This window comes from Leptospira chreensis (genome assembly GCF_016919165.1).
GTDB classification, from domain to species: Bacteria; Spirochaetota; Leptospiria; order Leptospirales; family Leptospiraceae; genus Leptospira_A; species Leptospira_A chreensis.
The window spans coordinates 83,260-107,870 of the sequence record NZ_JAFFPS010000041.1; the positions used below are offsets into that span (position 1 = coordinate 83,260).

Consider the following 24,611-nt stretch of genomic DNA (forward strand, 5'->3'; position numbering starts at 1 on the left):
CATTCTATACTTTGCAAAGGTAAAAAACGAATGCAACCAAAATCGTTGGGGGAAAACTGCACTTTAAGAGGATTCATATGTCAAATGTAGTAAAAATCGGGGTCATTGGCGGAACTGGCCTATATTCAATCGATGGAATGGAAATCATTAAAGAAATCCATCCTGAAACTCCTTGGGGCAAACCATCGGACACTATTACCATTGGTCGGTTCAAAGGAAAAGAAATTGCATTTTTACCACGACATGGAAAAGGACATTCTTTAAATCCAAGCGAAGTTCCTGTTCGTGCCAACATTGCCGCATTGAAACAGTTAGGCGTTGAAGAAATCATTGCTTTTAGTTCTGTGGGAAGCCTCCGCCAAGAAATTGCCCCTAGAGATTTTATCATCCCTTCCCAAATCATTGACCGCACGAAAGCAAGACCATCCACATTTTTTGAAAATGGAATGGTCGCACATGCTCCGTTTGCTGATCCGTTTTCACCAGGTCTTGGTAAAAAAGTAGAAGAAGCAGCCAAACAAATCTCCCTTCCGATCCATACCAACAAAACATTGATTTGTATGGAAGGCCCTCTCTTCTCTACAAGAGCCGAATCTCATATGTACAGATCTTGGGGAGCTGATATCATCAATATGACAGTTCTACCGGAAGCAAAACTAGCGCGGGAAGCAGAGATTCTCTACCAGATGGTTTGTATGTCTACTGACTATGATTGTTGGAAAGAAGATGAAGCCCATGTCACTTTGGAAATGGTTTTAGGAAACTTAAGTAAAAATGCGGAAACAGCTAAGAAGTTACTTTCAGCTCTCATTGACTTATTAGGAAAATCAGATGATACAAGCCTTGTGGGGAGTACAAAATTTTCTTTGGTGACTGCACCAGAAAAAAGAAACCCAGAACAAATTGAAAAATTAAAATTCCTTTTCCCTACCTATTTCTAAACAGACTGTACGGCCTGTTCCAATGTCGGATAAATTTGGAGCAGGCTTTTCAGCTTAGTTAATTCCAAAACATATCTTACTTTTTCAGACGGGGAAATGATACGAATGTATCCTTTTTGTTTCATAAGTCTCGAATGAATCCCCAAACAAACACCAAGCCCTGAGCTATCGATATAACTGACTTGTTCAAAATTGAGGAAGACGTTGTTGATCCCTTTGGAAATGAGAATTTCCAAGTTTTCTTTCATTACCTGTGAATTGTATAGATTGATTTCTCCTGACAATTCAAAGTACACAGCAGTTTCTGGAAGGGGGACATATCTTTGTTGGAGGACTTCCATTTTGAAGTCGCCACTTTCAACTGTGTAATCACTCCAGTTTTCGATCATATTAAAATTTCCTTTACCCCGTCCGAAATTTGAAACTTGTAGAAGTCTATCGCAAGGTCAAATTTTTGTTGATAACTTTTTTTTAAATCTTCTTCGATTTTAGAAAAATGATCCTTCAAGTCTAGTACGAGTACGCATCCACCAAACCCACCACCGATCATTCTCGCACCAGTGACACCCAGGTTCTGCAAAGAAGCAACAATGAAATCAGTTTCGGGGCAAGAGACTTCGAATTCTTTAGATAAAGACCAATGTGTTTGGAAAAGAGCCGATCCTACCTCTTTAAAATTGCCTGATTCCAATCCTTCGATCACAATTTTGGTTCTATCCCGTTCTGAAGTGACATGTTTGGTTCGTTTCCACTCTTGATTCGTTAGGCGACATGCGTCGAGTTCTGATTCTGTAAGGTTCACATCGTACAAGTGTGTAAAATTTGGATAATTTGTTTGTATTTTTACAAGTGCAGACTCACATTCCGCTCGGCGCTGGTTATACGCACTGTCTTTTAAACTATGTTTCACATTGGAATTGATGAGGTAAAATTCGTAATCTCCCAAATCAAAATGGTGGTATGAGTATTTTAGAGTATCCGTATTTAAGGAAATACAATCATTCTCTTTGCCGACAGCAATGACGAATTGGTCCATGATTCCGCATTTGGTTCCAACAAAATGATTTTCTGCCCTTTGGCCAATGAGGGCCACCTCTTCTTTGGAAATGTCCAATCCAAATGTTTCTCCAATCGCAAAACCTGTGACCACTTCCAAGGCTGCCGAAGAAGAAAGGCCTGATCCTTGGGGGATGTTTCCATCGACTAATAAATCAAAACCGGGAACCACATGGCCTTTTTTTTCAATTTCAACAATGACACCTGCAATGTAGTCCGACCACGGTGCTTGGGGATTCGGTGTTAGAGGTTTCTTTATCTCTACGGTTTCGTTATATGTGACGGAGTGTAATTTGTAGGAGGCAGTATCCTTTGGGCGAAGGTATACTTGTACGGCAAAATTGATAGCAGCAGGAAGTACCGTTCCCCCTAAATAATCTACATGTTCTCCAATGATATTGATTCTAGCGGGAGCTTGAAACAAACGAGGGAGTTGTTTTGTTTTTCCAAATATTGATTCAAATCGATTCAAATTTTCTTTACTTCTAAAAGAATCCACTTCATCTTCCTTTCGATGCCATACTTTATTTTAGGACAGGTGCTATGTCGAACCTAAAAATTTCGGATCGCTTTGTGAAATCTTTTCTTACTGAAACTTTGATTCAGAAAGAATTAGAAAATGCCGAAAAAGCCCGACAAACTCTACTGCAAAAAACAGGAATTGGAAATGAATTCTTAGGTTGGGTGGACCTTCCCGGCCAAATCACTGCAGAAGAATTACAAAAGATACGACTGGCTGCCGAAACCATCCAATCTCATTCTCAGTATTTGGTCGTCGTGGGAATTGGTGGGAGTTATCTCGGGGCACGTGCTGTCATAGAAGCTTTAACTCCTGAATTCGGAGGACATGAATCCCATAGAAAATCCGTAAAGATCATCTATGCCGGTCATCATTTGGATGCAGATTATCATGCACGTTTGTTAGCTTTTTTAGAGAACAAAGAATTTTCAGTAAATGTAATTTCTAAATCTGGGACAACAACCGAACCTGCCATCGCCTTTCGGTTGTTACTTTCTCTTCTGGAACGAAAGTATGGAAGGGAAAATGTCAAAAACCGAGTGTTTGCAACAACGGACAAAGAAAAGGGAGCACTTAAACAACTTGCTGATGAATACGGATTTCCTAGTTTTGTGATTCCTGACGATGTCGGTGGCCGTTATTCGGTGTTCACACCGGTTGGGTTATTACCAATTGCGGCCGCTGGATTTAGTATCAACAAACTCATCGATGGCGCCAAACAAATGGAAGCAGAATTAAAATCAAAAACTGCTTCGGAAGGGAACGTTGCTACGCACTACGCAAGCATTCGGAACGCTCTTTATACCCAAGGTAAAAAAACAGAAATTCTAGTGAGTTATTCACCAGCTTTGGTATTTGTATCCGAGTGGTGGAAACAGTTGTTTGGCGAAAGTGAAGGGAAAAATGGGAAAGGAATATTTCCTGCCTCAGTACAATTCACTACGGATCTTCATTCTATGGGACAATACATCCAAGATGGAGAACGCCATCTCATGGAAACAGTCATCAAGGTGGAATCTCCCAAACAAGATGTTTATCTAACCGAAAAAACCGATGATCGCGACGGTCTCAATTATTTAGCCGGCAAAAAACTTTCCGAAGTAAACCAAAATGCTATGCTTGGGACTCTCATTGCGCATAAAGATGGCGGCGTTCCTTGTTTAGAAATCGTATTGCCAGTGTTAAGCGAAGAAACCATTGGAGAACTTTTGTATTTCTTTGAATTTGCTTGCGGTGTCTCCGGTTATATGTTAGGGGTAAATCCTTTTGACCAACCAGGTGTTGAAGACTATAAAAACAATATGTTTGCTCTGCTTGGAAAAAAAGGATATGAAAAACGGAAAAATGAAATTCTAAGCCATATATGAGGACTTAACAAAGGATTCGATTTTGGAAAGTTCAGTTCCAAAAATGTCTTTGGTTATATAGGCATCCCAAAGTTCTTTAGTTCCTAAATCCAAAACAGATCCGGGGAAAACCTCTCCGGTGATTTCCCCTCTCTTCGCACATTCTTTAAAAATATCGGAAAGATCGTGGTATTGGTTTTTTTCCAAATGGCTTAGGCAGTTTGGATTTAAAATCGCAAGCCCAATATAGTAATAAGAGCCGCTTCCAAATTCCAAACGCCCGCTTGCTTCAATATTGATTTTTGTATACGTCTGGTCCGTAGGCGCGGGTAGTAAATACAAATGGATTTTTGAATTATTCGCTAAACTAGTCTTAGGTGAAAAATCGGAATTGGGGAAAAATAAAGTATCAGGATTAATCAGTAAAACCGGCTCTTTGGATGATTCTTCTGGAAAACCAGTACGGATTCCGCCCGCAGTTCCCAAGATTTTTTCTTTTTCTTCTAAAACTGCAATGGGATATTGTTTAAAATTTTTTACATGAACTTTGATCTGTTCACCTAAATAGTGTGTGTTGATCCAAACTTTAGAGATTTTCCATTGATTCAGTAGATAAAGGCTATAATCGAGTAAAGTGATCCCTTGGATTTTTAACAGAGGTTTGGGGCAATTTTCGGTGAGAGAACCCATGCGTTTGCCAAACCCGGCAGCCAAAACAAAGGCGTTCATTAAATCTTAAAGTCCTTATGACGACTGAGTTCTTCTCGCAAACTTCGAACAAATATAAACAAGGAATCGGCAAACATTCCCAATTGGATGATTTCTTCTAGTTGGTTGAGACAAGATAGGATGGAAGGTTTGAATTTATCTTTTTTGTGGTCTGTAACCATTCGGAAATAGGTTCCCAATGCTTTGAAGGATCTTTGTAAAGCTTGTAAGTAAAATGTATCGTTGAATTTTTTGGTTTGGTCCTGGTTTCGTTCCCGGAAGGATTTTAACATTAAAGATCGAAAATCTCTCGGCAGTGGATAGTAGGCATCGTATAAAATTGAAGCCAAATCATATTGCGGAACTCCCATCCTTGCATCCTGAAAATCAATTAAAGCATAATTAGAATTAGGTGGTATCAAAAGATTGCGACAATGGAAATCTCTATGGGTAAAAACATTGATCGGATATTTGTTTAGATATCCGACGGTTTCTTCGATAAAGGCGTTTGCTTCATTAGAAATTTCTGTTTTGAGATGAAACTGTTTTCGAAATGCTTCGAATTTTTCCAAAGTTAAATTGGTTTCAAAGCTGAGCTTTTCTGTATCAAATTTTCTATTTTTTACTAGAGGAGGCGGGTCTAGAGATTGGAGTTTTAAGATTAAATCGATTAGGATAGGAAATTTACTTTTATAATCACTGAGGTTGTAAGTGCTAAAATCATCCAAACCTTCAAAACTCATAAATGTGAGTCCCATCTCTCGATTGGCATCCAAAACTTTAGGAACCTGAATTCCATTGGTGTTTAGAAATTCGGAGATGATGATAAAATCTTCGTTTACTACTTCATCAACACAAACCACAACATCTGTTTTTTGGGAAGTGGTGATACGAAAGTAACGCCTTGTGGATGCTTCTTCTTGTAAGGGAACGATTTTAGAATCTTTACCATAACGAGAAAAAATCAATTCTAGTTGTGAGTCATTGAATCCTGGATACACGTAAGCAACTATGTTTCAGAAACCTTTGGAAAAATAAAATGAAATTTGGAACCTTTGCCGGCATCTGATTCAATTTGTAACCGAATTTCAAAATTATCTACAATTTGTTTGACCACAAACATTCCCAGGCCCGTACCCTTTCCCAGTTCTTTGGTTGTGAAATAGGGTTCGTAGATTTTATCTAAGGTCTCTTGCGACATACCTTCCCCATCGTCTGTAACAACAAGATGAGAATACTTTTGATCTTGGTAGGAAGAAATTTCTATCGTTCCAATGTTGTTTGTGGCATCTGCGGCATTCAATAGAATGTTTGATAACAGTAGTGCAAATTGATCTGAATTCATTCGGATCGGAACTTCTTCGGTGGATTCTTCTCTTTTGATCTGACAGTATTTTAATTTGGCAGTTTCTTTGAATACTTGAAGGACGGATGAAATTTCTTTGTTTAAATCTAAAACTTTGGACTGTTCGCTATTTGATTTTAATGATTTTCCCAACTGTAATAAGTTGGAAGTCAATGCTCGTAACTTTTCTGTTTGGTTGAGAGTGACTTTCAGAGCTCTATCCTTTAACATCATGTCTGCATTTTCTCTGGAGGCCATTTCCACAAACCCTTGGATGGCAGTTAATGAATTATTGATTTCATGTCCTATACTTGCAGCCACTACTGATAAAAATGCGCGACGTTCGGAATGGATGAGTTGTTCTACCATTTGTTTTTTTTGTGTCACATCTCGGATAACACCTGTGTAATAAGTATCTCCATCCAAACTATAAGAACAGATGGCGATATCTGCTAAAAACGTAGTATGATCTGAACGTAATAAAGTGGCATCTGATAATTGGAGTGTAGATTTATTTGCTTCTTCCCCCAAAACCTTTGCCACCTGACTCATATACTTTTGCATTTTGTTTTCAGTAAATAGAATCTTAACAGACTGACCAATTAAATCCAAAGGTGTATGAAATCGAAACATATCAAAACTTGCTTTGTTTGCGGAAACAATCGTTAATCTTGAATCGATTGTGATCACGGCATCGGAAGTGGCATTGAGTATGGCTGCGTTTTGTCTGTTTAAATCTAAATTTTGAGTTCTGAGGGCTTTTTCCAATTTTTCCGATAACATCAATTTTTCTAAATCGGAATCTTTTTGGTTTTTTACTTCTAATGCTCGCTTAACAACCGATAGAATCTGTGTTTTATCTACAGGTTTGGAAATATACTCAAAGGCATGGTAACGAATTGCGGATTCGGCGGAGGAAAGATTTGGATTTCCTGTAATCAAAACTACAGGCAAATTAATGTTTTTTTCTGCAACGAATTTGGTGAAATCAATTCCAGACATCCCGGACATTAGAATATCAGAAATAACGACTGAAAATGTTTCCCCTGAAGAAATTCTGCGGATTGCCTCGGATGCGGATTCTGCGAGTTCAATTTGATATCCCTCGCGAGATAGAACTCTTTTTAAGGCGATTCGGATGTCTTCTTCATCATCTACGATTAAAATTTTATCCATTGTCATCTGTATGGGCAGGAAGGTAAATTTCTACCTTAGTTCCTGTTCCTTCCTTTGTTTTAATATAGATTTCTCCACCATGTTCGGCGATAATCTTTTTTGAAATAGAAAGTCCCAAACCAGTTCCTTGTTTATTTCTTCTTGTTGTAAATAATGGTAAAAAAACTTTTTCCAAAGTATCGTCATCAATCCCAGGTCCGTTATCTTCTACAGAAAATACGACCCATTCTTTCTTTTGATTTTTAACTAGATCAATACCTAATTCGATTTTTGGATATTGTCTCGCATTCTCCATTTCGGAAAGTGCGTTGATGGAGTTTACCACACAATTGATCAATACTTGTTCAATTTCCTGCCAACGAACAAAAATTCCCGGTAAATTTGGGCCGGCATGTCTTGTAAAATCGATGTTTTTCTTTCGGCAACTGACTTCAACCAGTTCACTGGTTCGTACCAAAATATAATATGGTGAAACAAAATCACGGTTTGGACTTTCCATCCTTCCTAAATCAAGAAGTGCCTTTACCAGATCTCGAATTCGTAAATTTGCCGATTCGATTTTTTTTAGAATATTACGGCGTTCATTGGGATCCGTTTCATCGACAGTAATCAAATCATCTAAATACAAAAGGGCACTTTGTAATGGGTTGTTGATTTCGTGAGCAAGACCTGCGGCAATTTCACCAATACTTGCAAATTTCATGGATTCGATAAGTTGTCTGTCCATCCTTTTGGCTTCCGTTATATCAGAAAATACCAACATGATTTTTTTATCATTGGGATCAAACCGCCTTACAGGAATAAAGCGAATCTCAAATGTCCGTTCTTCCCCAAGAAGTAAATATTCGAATTCAGTTGTTTGTACATTTTGGTATTCGACAACAGTACGTAAAACTCCCATCAATTTGGATTTCATTTTTACATCGAAGAAATGGAAGATATCTTCCCCTACTTCAAATGCAAATACTTGGAATAACAAAAATTTAAAGATAGGGGCAATTTCTAGAATGATTGCGTCTCTGTTGATGATTACAAAACCATTGTTCATGGTCGCAAAGAATGTTCTTAATTTGTCTTCACCATATTTGACAATACGTTCCGCGTTTTGTAATTCTGAAAGATCGAGGAGAAGAATGGTAATGCCTTCCGGTTTTCCCTCTTCTGTTGTGATATAACTTTGTAGTTGGAAGGTAATCAATTCTCCAACTTCAGGTTGGAATTCAATGATTCGTTTTGTGTTTCGAACCAAAATTTCTTTTTTTAAGGATTCGGATAAGGAAAGGACATTGAATAAATTATAAGATTGGATTGGTTTCGCTGAGAGCCGGAACAAATGAACCAACCGTGCATTGGCATAAAGCAAGTTCCCATTGATATCCGCTTGTAGAAATGGAATTTCTAGATTGTCAATGATTTCCGAATTTTGTTCTGCATACTCATGATTCCAATTGATGGTGATAGAATAAATTTCTGTATCTGAATCAAAGAACTCTGTTAACGAGGAAAAATGAACAGAAACGGCAACTCTTTCCGATTTTTGGTTTTTTAGAAACCATTTGTATTCACTTTTTGATTGCGGATGGATATGAATTTCTGAAACCAAAAGTTCATGATCATAGAAGAGATTTTGAATCTCCAATGATTGGGAAGATTTAAGATGCAATCGTTCCATTGTGTTTGGATCGATATAAAGGATTTGTTTGGATTTAAGATCGACGAAAACCAATCCATTCTGGGAATGGGAGAGAAGCTGCGATAGTCTTTCAATTTTTAGATTCAACATTATGATAAAATACGTTTACCGAAGCCTTTTTAAAAACTATCAGTCCCAGAGACGTAAATCAATGAAAAATATGGGTGGTATACCCTGTTTCGTTGAGATGGGCGGACATAAAATCTTTTATTGGAAATTTGGAAATGGCAACCAAAAACCAATCGTTTTTTTCCACGGATTACTCGATGAAAGTTTTGGATTCCGAAGAGTCGTAAACGAACTGTTAGATGACGGTTTTCCGTTATATGTATTTGATTTGCCGGGGTATGGACAAAGTAAGTTACCACTCGTAAAGTATTTATACCAAATAGATGTTTGGGCTGATTTGCTCCTCGAGTGTTTTCAAAAATTAGAATTAAAAAACATCTGCCTCGTAGGGCATTCGATGGGAGGTCTCACTTCTCAACATTTAGTTTTACAGGATGTTCAAAAAAGAGTCAAAAAACTTATCCTTTTGGCTCCTGGTGGAATTCCTCATCCAGAACGAGAAAGGATGCGAAAAATTCTATTTCCTAAAACAGAAAAACAAGTGGTTTTACTCCTTCGTTATCTTTACGGAGAAGAATTCCCGGAACCAGGATATCTTTTTCGCCATACACTTGTTACTATCTGGAATGAAAAACCGAATGAATACTTGCAGGAAAATACTTTAAGACGAGAAGATGAGATATTTTTTGATTCCAAAATGAAGGGAATCCAAATTCCCACTTTGATTTTGGCTGGTGCGGAAGATGAAATCACTCCGCCGTTTATGATGAAAAAAATGAAATCTTATATCAAAAAAAGTAAATTGGTATGGATTCCAAAAGTGAGACATGCAATCCATTTGGAAAAACCTGATGTAGTGGCAAATAATATCAGAATATTCTATAATTCTTAATTATTCTCCGTCATCCCCGATGGCATCCACAGGGCACATGGCCAACGCAGCTTTTGCCTGTTTTTCCTCTGTTGGGTTAGTTGGCTGGTTTTTAAAGAAAATGTGACTTTCGTCGTCATTATACTGTAAAAGGTTAGGGGCTTCCTTAATACAGTCGCTACAGGGGACACAGGTCTGGTCGACATAGTATTTTCCTGGGACATTTTCCGGTTGTTTGCTACTTTTATCTGCCATAGAGTATTTTTACTTTTTAACAGACCCCCCCTTATAAAATAAAGCATATATGACGAAAAAGAACATCCTCATCGTAGAGGATGAACCCTTCCTCGGACTCAATATCAAACAGAAAATCGAATCCTTTGGTTTTCATGTGATAGCCGTTGTGCCTTCCGGGGATGAGGCCTTCCAAATAGTTTCGGAAAAAGTTCCGGATCTTATCCTAATGGATATTAACTTGGAAGGACCTTTGGATGGGATTGATACAGCCGAATCTTTACGAGAGCAGTTCTCTGTTCCGGTATTATTTTTGACCGGATTTTTGGATGATACAGCAAAAGAAAGAATCAATCAAAACCCGTCGTATGCGTATTTAATGAAACCGTTTACTACTGACCAATTAAAAGCCGCTGTTTCCAGTTTTACCGCTTAAAGTTTTTTTCCCGAACCTTTCCATTCCCATCGAATCAAAAATTCCCGATTCCCATCAGCACCTTGGATGGGAGATTCCGCGAGACCCAAAAATTTTAGATTAGAATCGAATTTTTTGATCTTCCGCCAAACAGATCTTATCGTAGATCCAATGTTATGCGAGTTTTTCAAAACCCCACGATCCAATTTGGATGGATGGACTTCAAATTGTGGTTTGAATAAAGAAATTCCCTGCCAAACAATTTGAGGACTCGATTGAAATAAAGTGACGAGTGATCCAAAAACGGGAACCAGTGATATAAAACTCAAATCCATAGTGATCCATGTCTCAGGAGTCAAGGGTTCCAACTGAGTTATGGTTAAATCTTTTAAGTGAGTGCGGTCAAAGACTGTCACTTTCGGATCATTCGCAATCTTTTGGGCCAATTGGCCATAACCAACATCCACAGCAATGACACGGGAGGCACCTTTTTCTAAAAGCACCTGACAGAATCCGCCAGTAGAGGAACCCAAATCAATACAGGTTTTGTTTTCTACATTGGCATCGGAAAAAGCATCGAATGCACCGAGAAGTTTGTAGGCTCCCCGGGACACATAGGTTTTGATTTTTTCTTTGGTGCGAACGTTATCTTTAGGGGAGATATTGGTTCCCACTTTGGAAACAACCACATCGTTCACGAGAACAGACCCAGATAAAATGAGGGAGCGAGCAATTTTTAAATCAATCGCATAACCTTCGCGAACGAGGTAATCATCCAGTCTAATTTTTTCTTTCGGCAATGTATTTAGGTAATCCTAAAAAGAATTCATTGTTTAAGGAAGGTAGGTCTGCAACCAGAGAGATGGCTTTCTCCACAGACTCATTTTTGAATCGTTTTGCCGTTTCCATTCCATAAAGACCAGGATAGGTGAGTTTACCGGCCTTGGCATCTTTCCCAGGAGTTTTTCCGAGATCCTCAAGGTTTCCTTCCACATCCAGAATATCATCTGTAATCTGGAATAATAAACCAATTTCTTTCGCATAACTAGAAATGACGGCCTCTCTTTCCTTCCAATCGGGCCGGAGCCGGTTTCCTAAAAGGAAGGAGGCTTCGATGAGAGCTCCTGTTTTCTTTTCATGGATGGATGTGAGTTTGGATTCTTTGTTTTGGGAACTCGGATTTTTTTCTTCTTCAATATCTTCCATTTGCCCAAGGATCATTCCTTGGATTCCGGCACCTTTGTGTAGGATTTGAATGGAATCCCGAATGGCGATTGGATCTGTGGACTCTATCAAAGACAACAAATAGAAACTAATCGAATTGAGTGTATCCCCAGCAAGGATGGCGGTAGCCTCATCAAACTGGATATGGCAAGTGGGCAATCCACGACGAGTGTCGTCATTGTCCATGGCTGGTAGGTCGTCATGAATCAAAGAATATGTATGAATGCACTCTACGGCCAATGCCGCTAAGTAAACCGATTTGTGATCTTTAAGATTGGTCTCTGCCGGTAAGTGGTCTGGGTTAAAAAAAGAATTGAGTACAAAAATAGGTCTGATTCGTTTTCCACCAGCACGAAGGCTATACAAACAAGCTTCTGTTATGCGAGTAGTGGGTGAAAATAATTCTTTGGTATAGGATTCAAAAAAAGAATCAAAGAGTTGTTTGGAGGTTTTTAGAATTTCTGAAAAGGATGGTAACACAGTGAAAAGACCGGCTCTATTTAAAGAACCGATCGTTTGGTTGGTTCGAACTTAGGTAAGTTCATACCCTTTGAAGAAAAACGCAATTTCTTGAAGTGCGTTAGCAACAGAGTCAGAACCGTGAACTGCGTTAGCTTCTTTGCTTTCTGCAAAGAGTGCACGGATGGTTCCTGCTTTTGCTTCTTTCGGGTCAGTGGCACCAATCACATCTCTCCAATGAGCTACTGCATTGTCTCTTTCAAGAGCGCAAGCAACGATAGGGCCGGATGCCATGTATGTGCAAAGGTCATTGTAGAAGGGACGAGCCGCATGGACTGCGTAAAATTGTTTTGCGTCTTCGAGGCTGAGTTTTAAGGATTTCAGTCCTAGGATTTTAAATCCTTCCTTTTCAATTCTTTGAAGGATGTCACCGATGTGTTTGTTTTTCACAGCATCGGGTTTAAGCATGATAAAAGTTCTTTCCATATCTCCAATACCTTAGAGAAACCGAAAAAAGCAATCGAATCTTTAGGTGGTTAAAAAACGAACCAAAAGAAAAGAGGTCGGGAGTAGGTCCATTTTTTCAAATCCCATTTCTTCCCAAACATTCAAATCGATGAGGATGAGTGAATATCCTGTGATTTTATTTAAGGCAATCGGGTAGGGATTCAAATCCGTTTCCGGTTGGACCAGGTCTTCCACTTTGATTTTGGTCGACTTCATTCCTTTGAGTGAGGTTAGTTTTTGAGAAAAACCAAGGATTGGATCCTTTTCGCCCTTATAAAGAATGGCTACTTTTTCTATCGATTCAAGGCCGTTGTCGATGAGAACTCCCACCGTTGCGGGGCAATAGTTTAGAATCCCTTTAATTTTTCCTCCCGTATAACTGCGGGAAAATAAAGGTTTCGCGGCACCGATGAGGAGGGTGTCGGTATGTTTGATTTTGGCAAAGTTGACAATTTCGTAAGTTACATTGTCTGTAATGCGGTATTCCGTTTGGACTTGGATTCCCATACTAGAGCCTGTTTGGCGAATGGCTTCAAAACTGGCATCCCGGTATCGACGAATTTCTTCGTTGGAAAGAGAGTCGTTCGGTGAAATGTGAAGGGCAGTAATTTCTAAATTTTTCTTTTGGTTTCCGGAAAGGGAATAAATTAGGCGGACCAAACTTTTCCCCATTTTTTCCTGAGCAAAAGCCACTAACACCCGTAATTTGTCATCAGCAGGTTTTTCTGTAGGGATTCGTTTTTCTGATTTAGAGAAGAACTTTTGAATTCCATCTAGGAGGGGGCCAGTGGAGAGAGTGGTGACAAGAGCCATAAGGACAAACACGGCAAAGATCTCAGGACTCAAAATTCCAAGATCATACCCAATGTTCAGAACCACAAGTTCCATAAGGCCTCGTGTATTCATTAAAGCGCCGATGGAAAGGGAATCTTCCCAATTAGAACCTGAAATTTTTGCAGCAAAGGTACTTCCTACAAATTTTCCAACAACGGCCACGAGGATGACCAGACCTAAAACCAACCAAAGATGGGAACCGTTGAGAAGTCCAATCTCTGTTCTAAGTCCCGTGATCACAAAGAATATCGGTAAAAACAAAATGACGGCAATGTCTTCGATCTTTTCTGCGATGAGTTTTTTTAGATTTCCTTCAGACGGCATAATCACACCAGCGAGGAAGGCTCCAAATAATGCGTGGATCCCGATCACTTCTGTTGTGAGTGAGGATAAAAATAGAATCATTAAAATGAGAGCGACTGCGGTCCGTGTTAGGTTTTCACGAGAGATGTAGATGGAACCCAATCGTTTGAGAAAGGGTGCGACCAAATAAATCATAGTTAGGATATAAGCAAAAGACAATCCAATGGTAAAAAGCGCTGTGTTGAGATTTCCGGCTTTGGAGATGGTAACGATGACAGCAAGTAAGATCCAAGCGGTGATATCATCGGCAGCGGCACAAGTCAGAACCATAGCACCAAGTGGAGTTCTTGTTAGGTTTCTTTCCTGTAGGATTCTTGCGAGTACGGGAAAGGCGGTGATGCTCATGGCAATTCCCATAAAGAGGGAAAAGGATAAAAAACCTACATTTTCCGGAGCATAGTCAGTATAAAAATAATAAGCCAAAATCATTCCTAAAAAGAAAGGGAAAATGATACTGGCATGGCTTATGATGATGGCAGAGTGTGCTTTGGTTTTGAGAACAGAAAGATCGAGCTCCATCCCAATGATAAACATAAAAAGAACCATACCAATTTGGCTTAAGGTTCCCAGTGTGGGAAGACTTGTTGGTGGAAACAAAAATCCCATAGTTTCAGGGAAGTAGTATCCGAGTAGTGATGGTCCGAGTAAAATCCCAGCAACAATCTCACCCATCACAGAGGGTTGTTTGAGTTTACGAGAAAATACATAACCTACGAATCTTGCGGATCCGCATACAACGATGATCTGAAGGAAAAGAAGAGGAAGTGGATGGTGGAACCTATTAAAAAAATTCTCCGTATCCAATTGTTCACTTGTTACATGAACTATATTTTTGGCAGATTCTAGTAGGTTTCCGGCTTCGATAAGGAAGTAACCAAGGGAACCAAATAGAAGTAAGGTGAAACCGTAGAAAACCGATGAACGTATTCTCATAATATCCTTATTTTCGCCTTAAACGGAAAATTTTTTCGCAAGAGCATCACCCACAACATCAGGGACTTGGTTAGATACTGCTCTGCCATGTCTTGCTACTTCTTTGACGATTGTGGAGGACACAAAAGAATACTCATTGTCTGCCATTAAGAAATAAGTTTCGATTTCTGGGGCTAATTTTTTATTCATAAGAGAAATTGCATATTCGTAGTCAAAATCGGTCACCGCACGAAGCCCTCGTAAGATGACACGTGAGTTCTTTTCTTTGCAATAATCGACTGTAAGTCCTTCAAAGGTATCGATTTTAATTTTGTCCCAACCTTTGAAGACCTTTCCAATCATCTCCACTCGTTCTTCGGAAGAGAAGAGGGAAGATTTTTTAGAGTTAATGGCTACAGCAATGATGATCTCTTCGAATAACGGATGGGCTCGCCGTATAATGTCGAGATGACCGTTGGTGAACGGATCAAAAGAACCTGGATATACGGCGATATTTTTCATCTTATTTGTTTACCCTTGCCCATTCTTTCATAGGAAGTCCGTAAAGGTTGATAAAACCTTCCGCATCGTACTGGTTGTACAATTCTTCCTTTTCAAAAGTGGAAAGTCCTGCGTTGTAAAGGGACTTGTTGGATTTTCTTCCGACAACTGTACAACTACCTTTATAAAGTTTAATGCGAACAGTTCCATTTACGTATTTTTGTGTGTAATCCATGTAAGCTCGAAGAGCATTCATTTGGTTGGAATACCATTGGCCGTTGTAGATATAACGAGCAAACTCTTGAGAGAGTTCGTCCTTTTTGTGCTGGGTGTCACGATCTAGTGTAATGGATTCCAAATCACGATGAGCAATATGTAAAATACTGCCACCAGGAGTTTCATACACACCGCGAGATTTGATTCCCACTAGTCTGTTTTCTACGATGTCGACTCGGCCAACTCCATTTTTTCCACCTAAATCATTCAGTGTTTCCATGACTTCGAGAGGATTGAGTTTTTTCCCATCGATCGCAACACAGTCACCGTTTTCAAAATCCAACTCTAAGTAAGTCGGTTTGTCTGGAGCTTTTTCTGGAGAAACCGTTAAGATAAACATATCTTCTTTGGGTTCATTGAATGGATCTTCTAAAATTCCACCTTCAAAGGAAAGGTGCATTAGGTTTCTGTCCATACTGTATGGTTTAGCAGCTGTTACGGGAACAGGAATTCCTTTTTTCTTTGCGTATTCAATTAGTTCTTCTCGGCCACCAAAATCCCAAGTTCTCCAAGGGGCAATGATTTGTAAGTTAGGCGAAAGAGCTTTGAAAGTGAGTTCAAAACGAACTTGGTCGTTTCCTTTTCCTGTAGCGCCGTGAGAAAAAGCATCAGCTCCTTCCTTAGTTGCAACTTCTGCCATCGCTTTGGCGATAAGAGGCCTTGCAAGAGAAGTTCCTAATAAATAACGCATTTCATAAATAGCATTTCCCCGAATCGCAGGGAAGATAAAGTCACGTGCAAATTCCAAACGTAGGTCTTGGATGTAAACTTTGGAAGCTCCGGTATTTTTTCCTTTTTCTTCGAGACCGGTTAACTCTTCTTTTTGACCAACATCGGCACAAAAAGCAATGACTTCACAACCGTAGGTATCTTTCAACCAAGCAAGGATGACGGAAGTATCCAATCCACCGGAGTAAGCGAGAACGATTTTTTTGGGAGCAGGTTTCTCTTTCATAGAATAAGGTCAAAATAAAAGAAAAAACTAAGAACACAATTAAATATTGTCTGAAACGAAGTTGTGTAGTAGATTTGGAGGATGCGTTTTCTCGTTTCTTTTTCCATTTTTGTAAACATTGCCGTTTTTACGATCCACTGCCAAAAGCAAGTTGTACCTCAAGAGGAAATCTTAAACTTCCTTCCGAATCCAAAGGTCTACATCCAAAAGGAGGGAGGAGGGAAACGCGGAAGTTTCGTAGGGATAGAGCCTTATCTCAACAAGTACAGTTACGCAACCGAGGATAGTTTTTAAATCGCACTCGGTCACTACTTCCAAATGGCAAAGGAGAAGGAACTTCTCTTTGTGGATCGTAGTATCATCGTTCTACCAGAATATTTAGGAACTTGGCTTGTGGTCACCGCCGAAGACAAATCCATTTTTCAAACCAATACAATCCAGGAAGCCATGGAGGTTTTGGTAAAACAAAACCTGGGATCTTTTCTTTGGCATTATCTGTTTAGCACTTCGTATTCTTCAGACACATTAAAAGAGACAGTCTTTCGGATGAAGGCTTGGCAGATGTCTGACAGGTACCAATCAGTGTTTGCAAGACTGGCTCGTGAATACCGGGTCTCTATTGTTGCAGGTTCTATTGTGCTTCCTCATCCCAAAGTCATTGAAGGAAAGATCACTCCTACCGATGGCCCTTTGGAAAACGTAAGTTTTTATTTTCATCCTGATGGACGAGTGGATGACCAAATTGTGCGTAAACTCTTTCCCATAATCGAAGAGAAAGAATTTTTAAAAGAAGGGAAATTGGAGGAGAATGCCACCTACCAAACTCCCCTGGGAAAGTTGTATACCATGGTCTGTGCTGACTCTTGGTTTCCCGAAGTGTACAAAGAATTACAAAAATCGGAAGCAGAACTTTTGGCAGTTCCTTCTTTTGTCGCTCCGGCCGATGCTTGGACTGCCAAATGGAACGGTTACAATGGTTATGCGAATCCTAAAGACATCGATCTAAAAGATATCGGTTCTATCTCTGAACGGACTGCTTGGAAAAAATATGCTATGTCTGGCCGTCTGAAAGATCCTAAGGTAAAGGCTGGAATCAATGTGTTTTTTCGGGGAGAAATCTGGGATATGAATGCCAGTGGTGACGCCTTTTTATCTCTTGGGGGCAAACCGATTTTAAACATTGTAAAAGAAGAAAAAAACCAAGGAAGAATCTATGCACTCTTTCTCTAGAAAATCCTTTTTGGCTCTACTGCTCTTTTGTGCGGGGATCAAATCCAAAATCCGTTATTTCTATTTTAGTGATTCAGAAACAAAAACGGTCACGGCTTTTGCGGAAGCGGTGTTACCCATCACAGAGCCCGGGCTGCCCAGTTTAGAAAAAGCAGATGTTATGCGAAGATTAGATGAGGAATTGTATTTTGTATCTGAAGAGATTCAGGAAGATTTTCATTCCGCAGTAATGGTTTTGGAATACCTACCTCTTCTTTATGGACAGTTTGCATTTTTTTCCAACTTGAGTTTAGAAAAAAGAGAAGGATTGCTCCTCGAATTAGCAGATACAGATTCTGATATTTTGCGAGCCGTGGTTGGCAATTTAAAACTTTTGGTTTGTCTTGTTTACTATGGACACAAGTCCACATGGAATTCCATTTCCTATCCAGGCCCCTTTGCCAATCCTCCCGAGAAGTGGAGTGAGGCAAGAATCCATTACCAAAATCTGGTGAAGGGAAAAGGAGTTTAGAATGAAGTCAGGAACCTATCGTGATTATAAATCTTACCAACCAAACGAAACGATCCTAGCCGATGTAGTGGTGATTGGTTCCGGTTGTGGAGGGTCGGCCATGGCTTATGAACTTTCTAAAAAAGGATACAAAGTGGCCCTCATTGAACAAGGGGGAAACTACCATACGGGAACTTTTGATAACAATGAACTGAATATGGGAGGAAAGGTTTCTGCAGAGAGAAATTTTCATACTACTGCCGATGGTGGGATTAATCTTGTGTATGGAAACAATTTGGGTGGGGCTTCCGTTCACTACTGGGCTGACAGTTACCGCACACCCGAAGATCGTTTGCTCTTATGGAACCGAAAGTATGGGATCGATCACCACCTACCGGAAGATCTAAAATCCTATTGGCCAGAACTGGAAGAGGATCTCCATGTCTCTCCTGCTGGGGAAGAATACTTTAATCCCATGAATCGTTTGTTTCGAGGTGCCTCACAAAGGTTAGGTTGGGAAGGGCATGCCGTTCCCCAGGCGAGAAAGAACTGCCAAAAGTCCGGCCATTGTATGCAGGGTTGTTTATTTGGCGCTAAACAATCCCAGCTTGTGACTCATATCCCAAGGGCTGTCCAACTAGGAACGGATGTGTATACAGACCTTCGAGCAGAAAAATTAAACTACATAGGTCAAAAAGTCACAGGCCTCGAAGCTGTGGTGATTGACAGACGCACCTTACGTCCTACAAAAACAAAACTTACCTTCCAAGCCAAAGCAGTTTGTGTTTCCGCTGGCGGATTTGGAAGTTCTACTTTTTTACTTCGTAATGGTTTAAAAAAGCGACTTCCCGCTCTCGGCCAATTCCTTGCGATCAATCCATCCCCCATGGTACATGCGTTATATGAAGAACCCATCGTCCAGTGGCGTAATATTCCAGCAGCTTATGGGGTAGAAGGCTTTCGGTTGGCCCGTTACCAAAATGGGAACTATAAGGAAGGTGGGTATATGCTCATGCCAAACCAATTGCAACCGGCAACACTTGCGGCTCTCATTCCTAGTTTTGGAAAAGAACACTTTCATTATATGAAACAAATGGAACATTTAGGTGGAACCATTGGTTGGATTGACGATGTGGATGGAGAACTTGGATCGATTGAAGTGGATCTTTTTGGGAAACGGAAAATTCATTATCCTTTTGGTAAGATCACCAAACAGATATTTAGCGATATTACTTATAAACAAATGAAGTTAAACTTTGAAGCCGGTGCTAAGGAAGTCTTCCTTGCAGGCATGAAACTAAAGAAATATTCGAAATTGCCTAAAAAAGAAGAAATCGATGCTCTGGCTTGGAGACCGGCCGAATTTCCGATGGCAGCTCCTCATCCTGCAGGAGGTTGTCGGATGGGAAAATCACCAGAAAACTCGGTGGTGAATTCCCGCCACCAAGTCCATGGGTTTCAAAATTTGTTTGTCGCTGACTCTTCTGTATTTCCTACAGGGGTGAGTGTGGATCCCAGTTTTACCATTATGGCTTTTAGTAAAAAAGCCTCTGAGTTTGTAATGGATGTTATGTGAGATTTTTATTTCTAAATACGGCTACTGTTTCCACATGATCGGTTCTTGGGAACATATCCACTGGTTGGACAGAATTTAAAAAGTATTGTCTTGCGAGTAGATTTGTATCTTCACGTAGGCTTAAAGGATCACAAGATACATAGACAATTTTTTTAAATCCCATTCCTAAAATGGTTTCCGCAACTTCGGCACCGAGGCCAGTCCTTGGTGGGTCAAGAACCAAGGTGTCGTAGTTTTTTCCATATAAAGAAGGTAATACATCGGCCACTCTACCTTTACGAAACCGTACGTTATGTACGTGATTGTATTTGATGGATTCGAGAGCGGTTCTGTGAGAAGCGGGATTTTCTTCGATCCCCATCACTTCTTTGCAATTATTAGAAATCCAAAAAGAAATGGTTCCAATTCCGGAATAGGCATCAATCACTCGACTGTTCGGTTCGATTTCATCGAGTACTAAATTGTACAAACTCGGAGTTTGGATGGGATTTACTTGTAAAAAAGTGGAAAGGCCGACGCGGAATTTATGTTTTCCAAAATGTTCGTGGATATAAGGTCTTCCCCATAACAAGTGTTCTTCGCGACCAAGGGCCATTGTGGTATGTTTTGTATTGATATTATGAATGATACCAACAATTTTTCCGAGTTTGCCTGATTTACCAATTCGGTTTTGGATTGCGGTGTGAAGTCTTTTGGAAGCATCTTTGGGATGAGGTAGATCTTCTTTAGCTGTGACAATCCCAAGAATGATTTCCCCTGTAGAAAAAGATTTTCTTGCTACAAGATACTTCATCATTCCTCGTTTAGATTTTTCATTATAAGGAAGTAGTCCTTCGCGCCTAGCCCATTGTTTGACTGCCAGAGCAATTTCCGTAAGTCCTTGGTCTTGGATATCACATTCGGTTTGGTCTAGGACAAATGTGGACTCTTTATTAAAAAGACCTAAAGTAAGAAGGGTTTTATTTCCAATGATTCGTCTTCCAAAAGGAAGTTGGATTTTGTGACGATAAAATTCAGGAGACGGACTGGGTACAATGGTTCGAAATTCCAAGTGGCGATAGGTTTTGAATAGTTCTTTGATGTTCTGTTCTTTTTTTCGAAGTTCTTTGGTGTAATCAATATCTAAATAGTTACATCCGCCGCAAGTTCCGAAGTGAGTACAAATTTTTCCACCGGGTTTGGTTGTTGTCATAATGAGTTTCCGGTTCCTACAAGTTCGGAGATATTGGAGAGTCCTTTTTGTTTCAGTGTTTTGTCGAGGTAACTACAAATTTGGTAAGGCAAAAATGGTCCTTCATAAATATAAGCTGTATAAATTTGCACAAGGTTGGCGCCGGCCTCAATCATTCGTTGTGCTTTTTCTCCAGTGTCAATTCCGCCCACACCAATGATGGGAATTTTTCCTTTGAGTGTTTTGTAAGCAAGAGAAACAAAATGAAGGGATCTTTCAAAGAGTGGTCCACCTGAGAGTCCACCTTCCGGAGGGTTCTCTTCACCGAGCACTTCTTTATTTAAGGTAGTGTTTGTGAGAATGACACCATTAATTTTGTAATCCAAACAAACCTTTAGATTTTCGACTAACTCTTCTTCTGATAAATCAGGAGCAAATTTTAAATACAAAGGAATGGGAAACTTTCCATCGAAAGCCTTTTGGATTCCTTCGATGAGTTCGATCAGGCTTTTTTTGGTTTGGAGGGAACGTAGTCCCGGTGTATTGGGAGAGCTGACATTGATCACAGCATAGTCCCCATAAGGAACTAATTTTTTTAGAGTGTAAACATAGTCGCTCACTGCGTCTTCTAGTGCAGTGACTTTGGATTTTCCCGCATTGATCCCACGGATTCCAAACTTTGGTTGTTTCTTTATGTTGAATTCGGCAATGTCCGCACCTGGGTTATTGAATCCCATCCGGTTGATGAGTGCCTTATGTGTTGGATAACGAAAGAGACGAGGTTTGTCATTACCTGGTTGTTCTTTGGCCGTGATGGTTCCTACTTCGATAAATCCAAATCCCATATGGATCATCGTAGGAAAGAGTTCGGTTGTTTTATCAAAACCGGCCGCAAGGCCTAAAGGATTGGGAAATTGGATTCCTTGGATGTTCTGTTTCAGCCTTTCCGATTTGTATTCGAAGAGGGAAGAAAGAGTTTTATGGAAAAAAGGAATCTTTTGTGAAAGCGAAAGGAAACCTGACACAAGATGGTGTGCCGATTCTGGATCTAAATGAAACAGGATTGGTTTGATGAGGTGGTTGTAGAACAAGAGGAGAATCCTTACGTTGATTCTTTTTTCACGCTCTTTTCTTACAATTTCTTTCCGAAAATAGCGATCTTTCAGAGATTCATCATCAGGACTTTACTTAAATGGCACCTAATTCTTCATTTTCCCGTATTTGGCAGAATCCTTCCGACTTTCCAGCGGAAGTTGTATTACGGGAATTGGAAAACCTTCTCAGGTCCAATCCCGATTTTTGGCTCAAAATCAACAGAGACGGAATCATTGTAGACTATAAAACTTCCCGGTTTGTGAACATTGGGGACAAACCAGAAACCCTTCTTGGCAAACATATCGATGTTGGCCTACCTTCTTACCTTCGTGAAATCACAGCCGAAGCCCTCGCTTACCTCTCTGAGAAAAAAAGTCAGGTGTTTTGGAAAGAGTATTCCTATGGTATGGAACCAAACATTCGTCATGTGGAAGTGCGATTTGTGGTTTTATATGAAGGATATATCATGTCCACACATCGGGACATCACAGAAAGGAAACGTTTAGAAAGTGCTTTTCTCGAAAGTGAATCTAGATTCCTTTCCATGGCACAGAATGCGGCCGACTCGATTGTGATTATTAATGATGAAGGGATCATTCAGTTTTTTAACAAAACAGCAGAGAAAACATTTGGTTATGGCCAAGAAGAAATCATCGGAAATAATATTACCAAGATCATTCCTGATGGATACAGAGGGAAACATAACACTTTCTTAATAAAATATAAAGATACAGAATCTCAAACAATTATGGGTGTGGGAAGGGAACTTGTCGCACAAAGAAAGTCAGGTGAAATATTTCCCTGTGAATTGTCTGTTGGGGAATTCAAAACAAAATCTGGTAAAATGTTCACAGGAATTCTCCGTGACATCAGTCTTCGGAAACAACAAGAAGAAGAACTATACCAATATAGAAATCATTTAGAGGATTTGGTAGAAAGCCAAACCATGGACTTGAAGATGTCCAAAAATATTGCAGAAGAAGCGTCTTATATGAAGTCCCTTTTTCTTGCCAATATCTCCCACGAACTCAAAACTCCGATCCACGCCATTTTGAGTTATGCCGAACTCGGGGAAGAAAAATCGGCAACGGTTCCTCCGGAAAAAATCAAAGAATACTTTCAAATCATTGATTCTTCAGGCAAACGATTGTTAGGTTTACTTGAAAATTTGTTAGATATTGCCAAACTAGAGTCTGGTAAAATGCGATATCTTTTTGAAAAAAACTGCCTGAAAGAAACTACAAAATTTGTGATCAACGAAATGCGTTTAATTTTGGAAAAAAGAGGAATCACAGTTGTTTTACTAGATAAGGAAGAACGTTGGGAAGCGGAGTTTGACTATGAGCGAATCCAACAGGTGATAAGAAATATTCTATCGAATGCATTAAAATTCATTCCAAATGACACTAATATTGAAATTAGTATGATCCGAAGAGAATTTATTCCGAGAAAAACTCAGTCATATGTGAAAGGTATCGGAATACAGATTCGTGACTTTGGACCGGGGATTCCTCCGGAAGATTTGGATAAAATTTTTGAAAAATTCATCCAGTCCAAACAAGTGAAAGCAGGAACCAAGGGAACAGGACTCGGATTGTCCATTTCCAGAGAAATTGTCAATGACCACCATGGGTTGTTGTATGCCGAGAACCATGAAGAAAAGGGAGCTATTTTTACTATGTTAATTCCTTGTTCTCGTGAGGGACTTAGATGATCAACCTACTCGCTGTGGATGATGAAATGATCAATTTGATGATCATTGATGAGTCCCTTTCTGACAAAGGATTTACCGTTGTGAAAGCAAGGGATGGTGAAGAAGCATTCCAAATTCTGAGTTCAGATACAACGGTCTTTCATGCCATCATCTTGGATCGACTGATGCCCAAGATGGATGGAATTGAATTATTAAAAAAAATCAAACGTTCTGAGAAGTATAAAGACATCCCGGTTATCTTTCAAACAGCCATGAGTTCTGTTACTGATATGACGGAAGGATTGGATGCTGGCGCCTTTTATTATCTAACCAAACCTTATTCTAGAACTTTGCTCGTCCGTATTGTGCAAACGGCAGTAGAACATTTTATCAAACTCCAACGTGCGAAAGAAGACCTCCATAAAGGTATGGGTGCTCTCCGACATATGCACACGGGAGAATTTCGCATTCGTTCCATTCGTGAATCCCATGAATTGGCACCTCTCCTTGCCAATGCTTGTCCTGATCCCGAACGCGTGTTAACTGGGATTATGGAAATTCTAAACAATGCCATTGAACATGGAAATTTGGGTATTTCTTACCAAGAAAAATCAGAACTCCATGATAACGACAAACTGATGGAAGAAATCTTTAGAAGATTAGATACACCTGAGTTCAAAGATAAATTTGTAAAAATTACTTTTGAAAAAAACGATCACCATATAGAAATTCGGGTGAGTGACCAAGGGAAAGGGTTTGATTGGCAAAGGTATTTGTCTGTGGAAGCAATGACAAAGAATGCCTTCAAAACTCATGGGCGTGGGATTTTTATGGCACGTAAATTGTCCTTTGATGATCTTTCTTATACGGACGAGGGCAGAACCGCAGTCATTCGGATTGACCTATCCAACAAAAAAGGAAACTTACTCACCGACTTTCAAGAGTAAACTT

23 protein-coding genes and 1 pseudogene are annotated in these 24,611 nt (G+C 39.7%); 9 read left to right on the top strand and 15 right to left on the bottom strand.

Annotated elements, in window-relative coordinates:
* The first annotated feature begins 77 nt into the window (after positions 1–77).
* Positions 78–941, top strand: coding sequence for an S-methyl-5'-thioadenosine phosphorylase (gene mtnP, locus JWG41_RS12995; RefSeq protein WP_205270358.1), 864 nt, complete (start codon positions 78–80; stop codon positions 939–941).
* On the opposite strand, the gene JWG41_RS13000 is transcribed toward mtnP, so the two are convergent.
* Together JWG41_RS13000 and galK are read right to left on the bottom strand one after the other, a co-directional pair.
* Positions 938–1,330: an STAS domain-containing protein gene (locus tag JWG41_RS13000; protein ID WP_205270359.1), complete on the bottom strand. Its 393-nt coding sequence runs from the start codon at positions 1,328–1,330 to the stop codon at positions 938–940. The two genes, mtnP and JWG41_RS13000, sit on opposite strands and share 4 nt — an antisense overlap.
* Entirely contained in the window at positions 1,327–2,496 is a 1,170-nt protein-coding gene (gene galK / locus JWG41_RS13005; protein ID WP_205270360.1) for a galactokinase, read from the bottom strand. Before galK ends, JWG41_RS13000 begins: the two co-directional genes overlap by 4 nt.
* Before the next feature lie 44 nt (positions 2,497–2,540).
* On the opposite strand from galK, the gene JWG41_RS13010 reads away from it, so the two are divergent.
* Complete coding sequence (locus JWG41_RS13010) at positions 2,541–3,884, top strand: glucose-6-phosphate isomerase (RefSeq protein WP_205270361.1); 1,344 nt, start codon at positions 2,541–2,543, stop codon at positions 3,882–3,884.
* Here JWG41_RS13010 and JWG41_RS13015 read toward each other — a convergent pair.
* Genes JWG41_RS13015 through JWG41_RS13030 form a run of 4 tightly spaced genes read right to left on the bottom strand, consistent with a single transcriptional unit; the run spans position 3,870 to position 8,875 of the window.
* Entirely contained in the window at positions 3,870–4,592 is a 723-nt protein-coding gene (locus JWG41_RS13015; protein WP_205270362.1) for an NTP transferase domain-containing protein, read from the bottom strand. The genes JWG41_RS13010 and JWG41_RS13015 overlap by 15 nt on opposite strands.
* On the bottom strand, positions 4,592–5,572 hold the full coding sequence (locus JWG41_RS13020) for a phosphotransferase (RefSeq protein ID WP_205270363.1): 981 nt from the start codon (positions 5,570–5,572) through the stop codon (positions 4,592–4,594). The genes JWG41_RS13015 and JWG41_RS13020 overlap by 1 nt, the downstream gene beginning before the upstream one ends.
* A gap of 8 nt (positions 5,573–5,580) precedes the next feature.
* Entirely contained in the window at positions 5,581–7,092 is a 1,512-nt protein-coding gene (locus JWG41_RS13025) for a hybrid sensor histidine kinase/response regulator (RefSeq protein WP_205270364.1), read from the bottom strand.
* On the bottom strand, positions 7,085–8,875 hold the full coding sequence (locus JWG41_RS13030; RefSeq protein ID WP_205270365.1) for an ATP-binding protein: 1,791 nt from the start codon (positions 8,873–8,875) through the stop codon (positions 7,085–7,087). The genes JWG41_RS13025 and JWG41_RS13030 overlap by 8 nt, the downstream gene beginning before the upstream one ends.
* A 1-nt stretch (position 8,876) precedes the next feature.
* Between JWG41_RS13030 and JWG41_RS13035 the strand changes: the two genes are divergently transcribed.
* Positions 8,877–9,746, top strand: coding sequence for an alpha/beta fold hydrolase (locus JWG41_RS13035; RefSeq protein ID WP_232373985.1), 870 nt, complete (start codon positions 8,877–8,879; stop codon positions 9,744–9,746).
* On the opposite strand, the gene JWG41_RS13040 is transcribed toward JWG41_RS13035, so the two are convergent.
* Positions 9,747–9,980 (bottom strand): ferredoxin, encoded by a 234-nt coding sequence (locus tag JWG41_RS13040; protein WP_205270366.1) that lies wholly within the window; start codon positions 9,978–9,980, stop codon positions 9,747–9,749. It lies immediately after the preceding gene.
* A gap of 49 nt (positions 9,981–10,029) precedes the next feature.
* Between JWG41_RS13040 and JWG41_RS13045 the strand changes: the two genes are divergently transcribed.
* Positions 10,030–10,395 (top strand): response regulator, encoded by a 366-nt coding sequence (locus JWG41_RS13045; RefSeq protein ID WP_205270367.1) that lies wholly within the window; start codon positions 10,030–10,032, stop codon positions 10,393–10,395.
* Here the strand turns inward: JWG41_RS13045 and JWG41_RS13050 are convergent.
* The 6 genes from JWG41_RS13050 to JWG41_RS13075 are packed head-to-tail and all read right to left on the bottom strand — an operon-like array spanning position 10,392 to position 16,405.
* Positions 10,392–11,174, bottom strand: coding sequence for a TlyA family RNA methyltransferase (locus tag JWG41_RS13050; RefSeq protein WP_205270368.1), 783 nt, complete (start codon positions 11,172–11,174; stop codon positions 10,392–10,394). The genes JWG41_RS13045 and JWG41_RS13050 overlap by 4 nt on opposite strands.
* On the bottom strand, positions 11,155–12,078 hold the full coding sequence (locus JWG41_RS13055; protein WP_205270369.1) for a polyprenyl synthetase family protein: 924 nt from the start codon (positions 12,076–12,078) through the stop codon (positions 11,155–11,157). The genes JWG41_RS13050 and JWG41_RS13055 overlap by 20 nt, the downstream gene beginning before the upstream one ends.
* A 51-nt stretch (positions 12,079–12,129) precedes the next feature.
* Positions 12,130–12,543 (bottom strand): nucleoside-diphosphate kinase, encoded by a 414-nt coding sequence (locus JWG41_RS13060; RefSeq protein WP_205270370.1) that lies wholly within the window; start codon positions 12,541–12,543, stop codon positions 12,130–12,132.
* A gap of 42 nt (positions 12,544–12,585) precedes the next feature.
* Positions 12,586–14,694, bottom strand: a complete 2,109-nt coding sequence (locus JWG41_RS13065) for a cation:proton antiporter domain-containing protein (protein ID WP_205270371.1) — start codon at positions 14,692–14,694, stop codon at positions 12,586–12,588.
* An 18-nt stretch (positions 14,695–14,712) separates the two neighbouring features.
* On the bottom strand, positions 14,713–15,195 hold the full coding sequence (gene coaD / locus JWG41_RS13070) for a pantetheine-phosphate adenylyltransferase (protein WP_205270372.1): 483 nt from the start codon (positions 15,193–15,195) through the stop codon (positions 14,713–14,715).
* Between the two features lies 1 nt (position 15,196).
* A complete protein-coding gene (locus JWG41_RS13075) occupies positions 15,197–16,405 on the bottom strand; it encodes an argininosuccinate synthase (protein ID WP_205270373.1) in 1,209 nt (402 codons plus the stop codon).
* A gap of 81 nt (positions 16,406–16,486) precedes the next feature.
* Here JWG41_RS13075 and JWG41_RS13080 point away from each other — a divergent pair.
* The 3 genes and pseudogenes from JWG41_RS13080 to JWG41_RS13090 all read left to right on the top strand — a co-directional run bounded on the left by JWG41_RS13080 (position 16,487) and on the right by JWG41_RS13090 (position 19,701).
* Positions 16,487–17,635: pseudogene (locus JWG41_RS13080) on the top strand (nitrilase-related carbon-nitrogen hydrolase).
* Positions 17,619–18,146, top strand: a complete 528-nt coding sequence (locus JWG41_RS13085) for a hypothetical protein (RefSeq protein WP_205270374.1) — start codon at positions 17,619–17,621, stop codon at positions 18,144–18,146. The pseudogene JWG41_RS13080 and the gene JWG41_RS13085 overlap by 17 nt, the downstream one beginning before the upstream one ends.
* Before the next feature lies 1 nt (position 18,147).
* Positions 18,148–19,701: an FAD-dependent oxidoreductase gene (locus JWG41_RS13090; protein ID WP_205270375.1), complete on the top strand. Its 1,554-nt coding sequence runs from the start codon at positions 18,148–18,150 to the stop codon at positions 19,699–19,701.
* Here the strand turns inward: JWG41_RS13090 and rlmD are convergent.
* Both rlmD and JWG41_RS13100 read right to left on the bottom strand, forming a co-directional pair.
* Positions 19,694–20,893, bottom strand: a complete 1,200-nt coding sequence (rlmD, locus tag JWG41_RS13095; protein WP_205270376.1) for a 23S rRNA (uracil(1939)-C(5))-methyltransferase RlmD — start codon at positions 20,891–20,893, stop codon at positions 19,694–19,696. The genes JWG41_RS13090 and rlmD overlap by 8 nt on opposite strands.
* Positions 20,890–21,963 (bottom strand): quinone-dependent dihydroorotate dehydrogenase, encoded by a 1,074-nt coding sequence (locus tag JWG41_RS13100; RefSeq protein ID WP_205270377.1) that lies wholly within the window; start codon positions 21,961–21,963, stop codon positions 20,890–20,892. The genes rlmD and JWG41_RS13100 overlap by 4 nt, the downstream gene beginning before the upstream one ends.
* Positions 21,964–22,064: 101 nt before the next feature.
* Here JWG41_RS13100 and JWG41_RS13105 point away from each other — a divergent pair, with 101 nt between their 5' ends.
* Both JWG41_RS13105 and JWG41_RS13110 read left to right on the top strand, forming a co-directional pair.
* Positions 22,065–23,681, top strand: coding sequence for a sensor histidine kinase (locus JWG41_RS13105; RefSeq protein WP_205270378.1), 1,617 nt, complete (start codon positions 22,065–22,067; stop codon positions 23,679–23,681).
* A complete protein-coding gene (locus tag JWG41_RS13110; protein ID WP_205270379.1) occupies positions 23,678–24,607 on the top strand; it encodes a response regulator in 930 nt (309 codons plus the stop codon). Before JWG41_RS13105 ends, JWG41_RS13110 begins: the two co-directional genes overlap by 4 nt.
* Positions 24,608–24,611 lie beyond the last annotated feature (4 nt).

Bases quoted from the DNA above. Each gene is read 5' to 3' on its own strand.
- mtnP (WP_205270358.1), top strand. From the start codon at position 78: ATGTCAAATGTAGTAAAAATCGGGGTCATTGGCGGAACTGGCCTATAT.
- JWG41_RS13000 (WP_205270359.1), bottom strand. From the start codon at position 1,330: ATGATCGAAAACTGGAGTGATTACACAGTTGAAAGTGGCGACTTCAAA.
- JWG41_RS13010 (WP_205270361.1), top strand. From the start codon at position 2,541: ATGTCGAACCTAAAAATTTCGGATCGCTTTGTGAAATCTTTTCTTACT.
- JWG41_RS13015 (WP_205270362.1), bottom strand. From the start codon at position 4,592: ATGAACGCCTTTGTTTTGGCTGCCGGGTTTGGCAAACGCATGGGTTCT.
- JWG41_RS13025 (WP_205270364.1), bottom strand. From the start codon at position 7,092: ATGGATAAAATTTTAATCGTAGATGATGAAGAAGACATCCGAATCGCC.
- JWG41_RS13030 (WP_205270365.1), bottom strand. From the start codon at position 8,875: ATGTTGAATCTAAAAATTGAAAGACTATCGCAGCTTCTCTCCCATTCC.
- JWG41_RS13035 (WP_232373985.1), top strand. From the start codon at position 8,877: ATGATAAAATACGTTTACCGAAGCCTTTTTAAAAACTATCAGTCCCAG.
- JWG41_RS13040 (WP_205270366.1), bottom strand. From the start codon at position 9,980: ATGGCAGATAAAAGTAGCAAACAACCGGAAAATGTCCCAGGAAAATAC.
- JWG41_RS13045 (WP_205270367.1), top strand. From the start codon at position 10,030: ATGACGAAAAAGAACATCCTCATCGTAGAGGATGAACCCTTCCTCGGA.
- JWG41_RS13060 (WP_205270370.1), bottom strand. From the start codon at position 12,543: ATGGAAAGAACTTTTATCATGCTTAAACCCGATGCTGTGAAAAACAAA.
- JWG41_RS13065 (WP_205270371.1), bottom strand. From the start codon at position 14,694: ATGAGAATACGTTCATCGGTTTTCTACGGTTTCACCTTACTTCTATTT.
- coaD (WP_205270372.1), bottom strand. From the start codon at position 15,195: ATGAAAAATATCGCCGTATATCCAGGTTCTTTTGATCCGTTCACCAAC.
- JWG41_RS13075 (WP_205270373.1), bottom strand. From the start codon at position 16,405: ATGAAAGAGAAACCTGCTCCCAAAAAAATCGTTCTCGCTTACTCCGGT.
- JWG41_RS13085 (WP_205270374.1), top strand. From the start codon at position 17,619: ATGCACTCTTTCTCTAGAAAATCCTTTTTGGCTCTACTGCTCTTTTGT.
- JWG41_RS13090 (WP_205270375.1), top strand. From the start codon at position 18,148: ATGAAGTCAGGAACCTATCGTGATTATAAATCTTACCAACCAAACGAA.
- rlmD (WP_205270376.1), bottom strand. From the start codon at position 20,893: ATGACAACAACCAAACCCGGTGGAAAAATTTGTACTCACTTCGGAACT.
- JWG41_RS13105 (WP_205270378.1), top strand. From the start codon at position 22,065: ATGGCACCTAATTCTTCATTTTCCCGTATTTGGCAGAATCCTTCCGAC.
- JWG41_RS13110 (WP_205270379.1), top strand. From the start codon at position 23,678: ATGATCAACCTACTCGCTGTGGATGATGAAATGATCAATTTGATGATC.